Origin of the sequence: Faecalicoccus sp. (genome assembly GCF_036552745.1) — a bacterium.
In the GTDB taxonomy this organism is placed as follows: Bacteria; Bacillota_I; Bacilli_A; order Erysipelotrichales; family Erysipelotrichaceae; genus Faecalicoccus.
Map to the genome: position 1 here is coordinate 1 of NZ_JAXKBY010000224.1, position 9,534 is coordinate 9,534.

Sequence of the window (9,534 nt, forward strand, 5' to 3'; positions counted from 1 at the left end):
ACAAATAACTTTCTTTTTAAAAGTCTGTTTCGTTTCAAAAAACATAGGAGTGGTCATGGTGATTTTAAAGTCATCGCCATATTGTTTTTCCGATGCGATACCGGCATGGGTAATAATCATATCGGGTGTTTTAATCACATGAGGAAGATCATTAATAAAGGCCATTTCTTTGAGAAAGTGCTTTCGAAGCGTTGCACAATAAACTTCCATATCTGTATCTTTATGAAAAGACATTCCGATTTCAGTAGCCATTTCATGAAGAACGGAATTCTTTCTTGTCAATAAGATTTGTTTTAAGAAATCAAGACGATACGATAAAAAAGCATTTTTTATGGTGAAGTCACAATTTCCCATTAAGGCATACGCATTTCCTTGTTCACAAAGCTGGATGATATAGCACAATGTCGCAAGGTTTTCTTCTCCTTTTTCCAAAAGATCACCAGCTAAGATCAGACGATCGTTTGAACTATCGTAATGACAAAGTGACAATAAATGTTTTAACGCTTTTAAATTGCCATGAATATCACTGATCACGATCGTTTTTCCCTGGTGAAGGGCCGGTAAATTTAAAACTACAGGTTTACGATTCATAACTACTCATAATAAAACAAAAAATCCAAGAATAAAGGCGCTTCTTCTTCCCAGGAACTTTCGGTGTGTTCACCTTCCGGTTTGACATGAAAGAAGACTCTGGCACCATGCTCCTGTAATCGATTGGCCAGTTCCGTGCAAATTGTTGTTTCCTGCACAAAGGCATGTTTACCGTTTCCTTCCAGGGCACCCCAGGACATATAGAAATAGGATGGTTGATCAAAAAACGTTTGATCGGCTTCCATCAGGAAATAATCCGCTGTTGGGATCAAGTATGGTGAAATTACCAAAGAGCGAGAATAGATATCGCGATAGCGCATACCCGCAAACAAAGCCATTTCACCTCCACAGCTGGAGCCGGCAATCCATGTCATTTCTCGCTGCGGTAAAGTCGGGAAGTGGGCATCAATGTAAGGCTTGAGTTCATTGACAAAAAAATCCATTGTCGCTTCGCCCAAACCATTTAGTTGGACTTGCAGCTGTGCATCGGAAAAAGGGTAGGGGCTATATTCATCTAAGCGGTCATTGCCATGGTGTGAACACTCCTGACCAACTACGATCATATCCTTTTTACCTTCGATGATATGCCATGCCAAATTCCATGATTTTCCATAGGTCGCATCTTCATCATGAAAAAGATTATGTCCGTCAAACATGTATAAAACCGGATATCGTTTTTGAGAATATAAATAATCGTCCGGTAAGTACATGTGGATCTTTCTTTGTTTCTGCAGGGCGGACATGTATAGCTCAAACTTTAAAATCACTTGTTTCGATCCTTTCTGGTAGATTCCTGAAATGCGATCGCAAAGAAAGCATCTCTTTCTTCTGTTGTATGAAAACGACAGGCCAGGGTTACATCACCCATCGTAGCCGCATAGGCTTCCGGAAGATAGTTCGTGGCAATCCATTGATCTTTATATATCTTTTCAATTTCTTCCACACGATATTTATAGGCAATCGAATTTCGTCTTCCCGCAAAGCCGGCCGATTCACGGGCAATATGCATATAATCACCCTGCTGCGTTAATAATACCTGTGCCCAGATATCATAGACATCTAAAGAACCGGCATAGTTCATCAAATCCGGGGCAAAACCTCCCGGTGGACGGAAGTTGACTTCCAATCCAATGACCGTTCCTTTTTTACCCAAACCTTCTTTGTCTTTGGTCAAACGGAAGAATTCACAGTGAAAGAACCGATTTTTTAAGGCAAAGGCATGAATGGTACGTTGGGCAATGCTTCGATATTCATCACTGATCGTAAAGGCCGTATAAGCGCCGATCGATTGTTGGTACTGTACACTGTCCATACAGTTGCCGACATATTCTAAAGAATTCAAATAACGAATCGTTCCTTCCTGATCACATACACCATCTAAAGTGAAGACATCACCTTCAATGTATTCTTCCAAGATCATCTGGTGTTCCTTGGTCAAATCTAAATACTTGATCAGATCTTCATCGCTTTTGATCGTATAAGTAAAAGAAGCTCCTACACCATGATCGGGCTTTAAAACCAGAGGATAACCGATCTTCTTGGCAAACTGTAAGGCGTTTTCCTTAGAATCCACCAAATCGTATCGAGCGGTCGGGATGTTGGCCTTTTCATAGTATTTTTTCATGGCTGCCTTACTCTGGTATTCCTGAATGGTTTTATAGCTAAAACCGGTCTTTACGTTAAAATCATCACGTAAGCGGGCATCCAGATCCAGCCAGGCTTCATTGTTGGATTCGATCCAGTCGATCTTTCCATATTTGAACGTAAAGTAACCAACAGCACGAAGCATCTCATCGTAATTGTTGAAATTGGAAACGACATAACATTCATCGATGATTTCTTTTAATTCCGGTAACAAATTGTCATACGCTGTATCGACAATGGCCAAAACTGTCGCCCCGTATTTTTTTAATCCCCGGCAAAACATCCAGTAGTTCTCAGGGTAGTTGGGTGAAATCATGATAAAATTCATTTGACATCTCTCCTTTCCAAAAGCGCATATTGCAGGGCAATGATCGTTTTTCCGTCAATGATCTGATTGTTTTGAAGCATTTGTTGTACTTCTTTGAGATCGATCCATACTTTGGTAATTTCTTCATCTTCATCCATAGCCAGCTTATGTTTCGTTGCATAAGGTTCTATGGCTTCATAGAGCCAGATGACTTCATCACAAAATCCAGGGGTGGAAACAAAGTGTATGATCGGCTTTAAACTCTTGCACTCATAGCCGGCTTCTTCGTTTAATTCACGCAGACCGGCCGTCATGGGATCCTCTCCATATTCAAGCTTACCGGCAGGAATCTCCAGTGTTTCCTGATCAATCGCATGACGCATTTGTTTAACCAGCAAAACTTTATCATCGACGATTAAAAGCACACCGACACCACCGGGATGGCGAATGATATCGCGTCTGTATTCTTTATTATGGATCGTTACGTCTTTTTGTTCTAAAGTAAAAATTTTTCCTTTAAATATCTCCTTATTTTCCATATATTTTCATCTTCTTTCATAGTTTTCATTATATCAAAAAAACCGGTCGTTCTCAAAGAAACACCGGTAAAAGTTCAGTCAATTTGCGCTAGGATAGCCTCGGCAATCGAGCGGGCAATTCGATCCTGATAGTCTTCATTGGTTAAGTTGGTATAATCCTCGGTATTGCTTAAATAACCCAACTCGATCATGATCGTAGAAAGTGATTGATCCATAAGGATTGGAAAGTTTTCATAGTGATCACTGTCTAAACCATTAAAGCGAGAATAGTTGATAGACATCAGCTTTTCGTTGATCGCATTGCACAGATCAATCAATTCTTCCTTGGGATGGGTAAAAAGAGAGTATCCCTGAATGGTCGTATCGATATCATCGCTCATATGAATACTGATCAAATACTGCGCATTTTGATCTTTAGCCAGCTGGATGCGCTGCTTGCTGGAATCGACTTCATTGGCGGAAACGATCGTTGAATCATCCGTTCTTGTATAAACGACATTGTATTCTGCCTGTGTAAGATAATTACCTATTTTTTGTACAATTTGTAAATTGATATCCTTTTCCGGTGTGTGATCACCGCTTGTATAGCCGGTATCGATACCTCCACCCCCGGCATCCAGACAGATCGTTGCTTTGGAGTGTGAAATACCCATGTCGATCGTATCATTTGTCTTTGCGTTAGTTGTTGTGTTGGTTGGTGTACGCACCTGAGGTTCATGGACAGTTGAAAGATTTGGCTGTACGATCAATGCCATGATCAGGGCTGCTATTAAAAACCACAAAGCTCTTTTCATGGGTTCACCCCCTAAAATCTTTATCATCATATCATAAAAGGGTGTCTTTGACATCCATTTGTCCTACTTTCTTGTTGTCTGAAAATTTGTTATACTGTGATAAGGTGAGTGAATGTGGAATTTAAAGTAACGATCGATCAGTTTGAAGGTCCATTGGATCTGATGCTGCATCTGATCAAAGAGAATAAATTAGATCTTTTTGACTTAGATATGCTTGTTTTGGCTAATCAATATATAGATTTTATTCATCAAATGAAAGATCTTCATTTGGAAGTAGCCAGTGAATATTTAAGCGAACTGGCTTCTTTACTGGAATATAAGAGTCGTAAGCTCTTACCGCGTGAAGAAGTGGTCGTAGAAGAAGAATATGAAGAAGAGACACAAAGACAAAGACTGGTCGAACGTTTATTGGAATATCAGCGCTATAAAGAAGTATCGGCTTCTTTAAAAGATTCTTTTGAACAAAGACAACTGCATTTTTCAAGACCGGCGGCTTCTTTGATCGAGTCATGGGCAAAACCTATCGAAATAGATGATCTTCCAACACAATCACCTTATGAACTGGTCAAAGCTATGCAGCGTGTGATGCATCGCATGATCTTATTACAGCCTTATGAGACAAAAGTAACGATCAAGGAATTGTCAGTGGAAGAACGACTCGAACAAATTCAGCGCTTTTTAAATACGATCGATCATCCGATCACTTTTGAAGAGCTTTGTTCAGACTGTACCAATCTGCATATGATCGTTGTCACGTTTTTAGCTATATTAGATTTGATCCATCAGAAAATGTTGGATTTTACAATCAATGAAGAGGATCAGATTTATCTCAAGAAAGGAGAGCAGCTTCATGCATGATATAAAAGCACTGGTGGAAGGCTTGATTTTTCTAAGTGGAGAGGAAGGACTTTCCATGATCCAGATACAAAATGCTCTACAAATTGAAGAAAGCCAGAAAGTACTGGATGCGCTTCTTTCTTTAAAGGAGGAATATGCCTCGCCTGCAAAAGGAATTGAGTTAGTGGAATATGCCAGCCGATATAAATTTGTCACTAAAGACTTTGTGTATCCGTTTGGACAAAAACTTTTTGAAAATATTCAACATCCGACACTTTCACAGGCTGCCATCGAAACCCTTGCGATTATTGCCTATAAACAGCCGGTTACACGTGTGGAAATTGAAGAGATTCGCGGGGTCAACTGTGAGATGATGTTAAAGAAGCTGCAGGCCAGAGGTTTGATCGAAGCAAAAGATCGATTGGATGTCGTAGGAAAGCCTTTACTGTATCAGGTGACCGATACTTTTTTAGATACATTTCAATTAGAGACGATCAAAGAACTTCCGGAGCTTCCAAAGCCACAGGAAGAACAAGAGTTGTTTCATGAGGAGGAACAATAATGGAACGATTACAAAAAGCCATTGCCCAGTCTGGTTTTTGTTCAAGACGAAAAGCCGAAGAGTATATCATTCAGGGAAAAGTCAAGGTAAACGGAAAAGTTGTTGATATCTTAGGAAGCAAAGTGAAGCCTAACGATACGATTACAATCAACGGACAGGCATTAGTGCGTGAAGATAAAGTGTATTATGTAATGAATAAGCCTAAAGGCTGTGTTTGTACAAGCAAGGATGAACATAATCGAAAAACCGTATTGGATTATATTCACATTGATCAAAGAGTGTATCCGGTCGGAAGACTTGATTATGATACCAGTGGTGTCTTATTATTGACAAACGATGGCGATTTTACCAATAAGATGATCCATCCCCGCTATCATTTGCCCAAGACATATATCGTAAATCTGCAGGGGATCTTAAGTGAAGACGATATTCGTAAGCTGCGTAAGGGGTTAAGTGATGGTAAGGAAACTTTTCTTCCGGCAAAAGTTTATATGCTGGAAATCGATCCGACAAGAGATCGCTGTCGTTTTGAACTGACGATCACAGAAGGAAAAAATCATCAGGTCAAAAATATGATGGCAATGTTGGGGCATGAGGTGCATCGTTTACATCGAAAACGCTTTGGTTTTATCGAAGCGGATGCCCTAAAGCCGGGTGAGATTCGGCAGTTAAAGCCATATGAAGTCAAAAAACTTTTGTATCTGGCCAATCAGGGAGAAACAAAATGAAACAAGTATTTGTAGAAGAGGCTTGTCAATTACATTCCAAGGTTCTTTTAGATACCAAACAGGCGCATCATTTATTTGATGTATTGCGTATCGAACAAAAAGAAACAGTACGCGTAATCAGTAAGCAGGGCGGTGCCTTTTTAGCCAAGCCGTTACAAAAGCCATATTTATATATCACGGATGAGATCGAAGTACCTGCTACCTTGCATCACATTACGCTTTGTTGTGCTTTGATCAAGCAGGATCGTTTTGAAGTTATGCTACAAAAGGCATGTGAGTTGGGCGTCAGCCGCATTGTTCCTTTTGACAGTCGTTTTTCCATCATCAGACTGGATGAAAAGAAAAAGGAAAAGAAGTATGAGCGCTGGCAACAGATCCTGTTGGATGCCTGCAAACAATGTAATCGCAACGATTTAGTGCAGTTAGAACCCATCCAAAGCATTGAAACCCTGCATAACTATCAGGGAAAATGCAATCTGGTCTGCTATGAAAAACAAAATGAAGCATCGATGCATTTGGCATCGTATTTAAAAGAAGACCCTAAATCGGTTACCATCGTAATCGGTCCGGAAGGTGGATTCGATGTTAATGAGATCGATATCTTACAGGACGATCACTTTATTCCGGTTACCTTGGGAAAAAGAATCTTGCGTGCTGAAACGGCAGCGATTTATGCGTTATCCTGTATTGATTATCAACATGCTTTATCAAAGGAGGAAAAGTAGTGCGATTCAGTATTACGACACTAGGCTGTAAGGTCAACAGCTATGAATCCAATTATTATAAAGAACAGCTGGAAAAACATGGGCATCAAATGGTGGAAACTAACAGCCCCTGCGATGTTTGTATCATCAATACATGCACTGTAACAAATACAGCGGCTGCTAAATCTCGACAAAAGATTCATTCTTTAAAAAAGACACATCCTAATGCCTTGATCGTTGTGGTTGGCTGCTATGTTCAGCATGCCAATCAAACGGAAAGAGAAAATCTGGATGTGGATTTGATCATCGGCGCCAATCATAAAAATGAACTGGTGCAGCGTATCGAAGAATTATTAAAGGATCATGTTCGTAAGGATCTGGTGGAAGATATTCGCGACTTTACATCGTTTGAAGAAATGCCGATCCATGTTTATGAATCCAAACACCGTGCTTTTTTAAAGATCGAAGATGGTTGTAATCAATTCTGCAGCTATTGTGCAATTCCATATGCCAGAGGACGACAACGTTCTTTATCAAAAGAAAAGGTCATTGAAATTGCGCAGTCTTTATCTGATAAAGGACATTATGAAATCGTTTTGACGGGAATTCATACCGGTCGTTATCAGGATGGGGATACTACACTGACCAAACTGTTAAAAGAATTGTTAGAAAAAACAGATGAACGAGTTCAGTATCGAATTTCAAGTATTGAAATTACCGAAGTGGATGATGAACTGATTGAGTTGATGAAACAGACCACAAGAATCTGTCGTCATTTGCATATTCCAATTCAATCTGGCTGTAACGAAACTTTACAGCGTATGAATCGTCCTTACACGATCGAAGAATTTAAACAACGATTGGATCATATACGAAAAGAAATACCTGATATTTCCATCTCTACTGATGTGATTGTCGGCTTTGTACAGGAAAGTGAAGAAGAGTTTGAAACAACGTATAAAAATCTTGAAGATTGTGCTTTTTCTTTCTTACACGTTTTTCCATACTCTAAGCGCAATGGGACAGCAGCCAGCAGGATGAAAGGGGAAGTGCATGGCTCAATCGTTAAAGAAAGAGTCAATAAGCTTTTAGCACTTTCCAACAAACTTCGTCAAAATGATATGGAGCGCTTTACCAATTTAGAAGTCTTAATTGAAAAACAAGACCAGGATGGTGTGTATCATGGCTATTGCCAACAATATCATCCCGTTAAGATTTATAGTGATGTTCCTCTTTCTACACGTATTCATGTAACGTGGGATGAAATCAAGGATCATACTTATATTGTGTTAAAGAAAGAAGGATCGTTATGCGACTAAGCAAGCTTTTTAAAAATGCACCGACTGTTAATGTGACGGGTCTATGTTTTGATTCACGTAAGGTGCAAAAAGGAGATCTGTATTTTTGCCTTCCGGGAATGACTTATGATGGACATGATTTTATTGCCCAGGCTGTAGAAAAAGGGGCAATTGGTATCGTTCATTCCAAAGAGATCGAAAACAAACTGGAAGGTGCTGTCTATATTCGTGTAGAAGATGTCGTTTTAGCCATGAATCAGTGTGCCCGAATTTTCTATGCCAAGCCTTCTGATAAAATGACAATGTATGGAATCACCGGCACCAACGGAAAAAGTACATGTGCCAATATCATCAAATATATTCGTGAGCTAAAAGAGCCTTGTGGCTATATCGGAACGATTGCGATTGAATATGGAAAGGTACACTTAGCACCGGATTTGACAACACCGGATGCCCTGTTTCTTCAAAAGAAGCTCAGCGATATGGTAAGAGCCGGTATGAAATCTTGCGCCCTGGAAGTCAGCTCGCATGGTTTGGCACAACATCGTGTCGATGCGATTCGTTTTGATGTGGCAATCTTTACTAACTTTACTTATGATCATTTAGATTTTCATGGAACTATGGACAGTTACTTTAATGCCAAATCGATTTTGTTTAAAGATTTAGTTAAAGAAAATGGTGTGTCCGTATTAAATGTCGATGATGATAAGTTTGAAGATTTAAAGTCTTTATCCAAAGCCAGAGTTGTTACATATGGTGTGGAGAAGGAATGTGATTATCGGGCGATCAATGTTCGTATTGATCCAGAATCCACAACTTTTGATCTTGTGTATCAGGAAAAGATTTATCATGTAAAGAGCAGTCTTGTTGCGATGTACAATGTCTATAACTTATTAGCCTGTATTGCGGCTTTACATCAGACCGGCATGGATCTAGCCATCGTCTTACAAGCCTGCGCCAGCATTCCGCAAATTGAAGGCCGTATGGAACAGATTGATTGTGGACAGCCATTCCATGTGATCGTTGACTTTGCTCATACACCCGATGGCATGGAACAAATGTTACGATATGGAAGACACATTGCCAATGAACATCGTGTTATCAGTGTCTTTGGATCCGCCGGAAAACGTGATATTGCCAAACGTAAAGTCTTTGGAGAACTGGCGGATCAATATGCCGATTTGATCATACTGACAGAAGATGATCCAAGAGATGAAAATCCTAAAGACATCGCCTGTCAAATTAAAGAGGGAATTCAAAATACCCCTAGTGTATTTGTCGAAGATCGTTATGAGGCGATTCGTCAAGCCATTGATAACGCATCCGATGGGGATGTCATCTTGATCTTAGGTAAAGGCGATGAACCTTTTATGTATCATACAGAAGGACGTGTTCCATGGACAGGCGACAATAACTGCGCCAGAGAATGTCTTGCGCAAGCAGGCTATACAAAAGAATAAACAACAGAGAGGGTCTAACAGTTGAGTAGTTTTTGAACTACTTTGGACTATTAGTCCCTTTTTATATGTG

General features: G+C 39.8%; 11 protein-coding genes. 6 read left to right on the forward strand and 5 right to left on the reverse strand.

Annotated features, from left to right (window positions below; genetic code table 11):
* From U0M88_RS10125 to U0M88_RS10145, 5 genes are all read right to left on the reverse strand, one after another.
* On the reverse strand, positions 1-591 hold a 591-nt coding region (locus U0M88_RS10125; protein WP_331869727.1), incomplete at its 3' end, for a metallophosphoesterase.
* Positions 592-593: 2 nt separating this feature from the next.
* A complete protein-coding gene (locus tag U0M88_RS10130) occupies positions 594-1,358 on the reverse strand; it encodes an alpha/beta hydrolase (protein WP_331869728.1) in 765 nt (254 codons plus the stop codon).
* A complete protein-coding gene (locus tag U0M88_RS10135; RefSeq protein ID WP_331869729.1) occupies positions 1,355-2,563 on the reverse strand; it encodes an ATP-grasp domain-containing protein in 1,209 nt (402 codons plus the stop codon). Before U0M88_RS10135 ends, U0M88_RS10130 begins: the two co-directional genes overlap by 4 nt.
* A complete protein-coding gene (locus U0M88_RS10140) occupies positions 2,560-3,081 on the reverse strand; it encodes an NUDIX hydrolase (RefSeq protein ID WP_331869730.1) in 522 nt (173 codons plus the stop codon). The genes U0M88_RS10135 and U0M88_RS10140 overlap by 4 nt, the downstream gene beginning before the upstream one ends.
* Before the next feature lie 74 nt (positions 3,082-3,155).
* Positions 3,156-3,875: an N-acetylmuramoyl-L-alanine amidase family protein gene (locus U0M88_RS10145; protein WP_331869731.1), complete on the reverse strand. Its 720-nt coding sequence runs from the start codon at positions 3,873-3,875 to the stop codon at positions 3,156-3,158.
* A gap of 114 nt (positions 3,876-3,989) precedes the next feature.
* On the opposite strand from U0M88_RS10145, the gene U0M88_RS10150 reads away from it, so the two are divergent.
* From U0M88_RS10150 to U0M88_RS10175, 6 genes are read left to right on the forward strand one after another with little or no spacing between them, the layout of a single operon-like run.
* Positions 3,990-4,733 (forward strand): segregation and condensation protein A, encoded by a 744-nt coding sequence (locus tag U0M88_RS10150; RefSeq protein ID WP_331869732.1) that lies wholly within the window; start codon positions 3,990-3,992, stop codon positions 4,731-4,733.
* Entirely contained in the window at positions 4,726-5,274 is a 549-nt protein-coding gene (gene scpB, locus U0M88_RS10155) for an SMC-Scp complex subunit ScpB (protein ID WP_022789037.1), read from the forward strand. The genes U0M88_RS10150 and scpB overlap by 8 nt, the downstream gene beginning before the upstream one ends.
* The gene (locus U0M88_RS10160) at positions 5,274-6,002 is read left to right on the forward strand and encodes a pseudouridine synthase (RefSeq protein WP_331869733.1); all 729 of its coding nucleotides are present in this window, start codon (positions 5,274-5,276) and stop codon (positions 6,000-6,002) included. Before scpB ends, U0M88_RS10160 begins: the two co-directional genes overlap by 1 nt.
* On the forward strand, positions 5,999-6,727 hold the full coding sequence (locus tag U0M88_RS10165; protein WP_331869734.1) for an RsmE family RNA methyltransferase: 729 nt from the start codon (positions 5,999-6,001) through the stop codon (positions 6,725-6,727). The genes U0M88_RS10160 and U0M88_RS10165 overlap by 4 nt, the downstream gene beginning before the upstream one ends.
* Complete coding sequence (mtaB, locus tag U0M88_RS10170) at positions 6,727-8,025, forward strand: tRNA (N(6)-L-threonylcarbamoyladenosine(37)-C(2))-methylthiotransferase MtaB (RefSeq protein ID WP_331869735.1); 1,299 nt, start codon at positions 6,727-6,729, stop codon at positions 8,023-8,025. The genes U0M88_RS10165 and mtaB overlap by 1 nt, the downstream gene beginning before the upstream one ends.
* On the forward strand, positions 8,016-9,464 hold the full coding sequence (locus tag U0M88_RS10175; RefSeq protein ID WP_331869736.1) for a UDP-N-acetylmuramoyl-L-alanyl-D-glutamate--2,6-diaminopimelate ligase: 1,449 nt from the start codon (positions 8,016-8,018) through the stop codon (positions 9,462-9,464). The genes mtaB and U0M88_RS10175 overlap by 10 nt, the downstream gene beginning before the upstream one ends.
* The last annotated feature ends 70 nt before the right edge of the window (positions 9,465-9,534 follow it).

Coding starts and splice junctions, on each gene's coding strand:
- U0M88_RS10160 (WP_331869733.1), top strand. CDS start 5,274: ATGGAACGATTACAAAAAGCCATTGCCCAGTCTGGTTTTTGTTCAAGA.
- U0M88_RS10135 (WP_331869729.1), bottom strand. CDS start 2,563: ATGAATTTTATCATGATTTCACCCAACTACCCTGAGAACTACTGGATG.
- U0M88_RS10175 (WP_331869736.1), top strand. CDS start 8,016: ATGCGACTAAGCAAGCTTTTTAAAAATGCACCGACTGTTAATGTGACG.
- U0M88_RS10145 (WP_331869731.1), bottom strand. CDS start 3,875: ATGAAAAGAGCTTTGTGGTTTTTAATAGCAGCCCTGATCATGGCATTG.
- scpB (WP_022789037.1), top strand. CDS start 4,726: ATGCATGATATAAAAGCACTGGTGGAAGGCTTGATTTTTCTAAGTGGA.
- U0M88_RS10165 (WP_331869734.1), top strand. CDS start 5,999: ATGAAACAAGTATTTGTAGAAGAGGCTTGTCAATTACATTCCAAGGTT.
- U0M88_RS10140 (WP_331869730.1), bottom strand. CDS start 3,081: ATGGAAAATAAGGAGATATTTAAAGGAAAAATTTTTACTTTAGAACAA.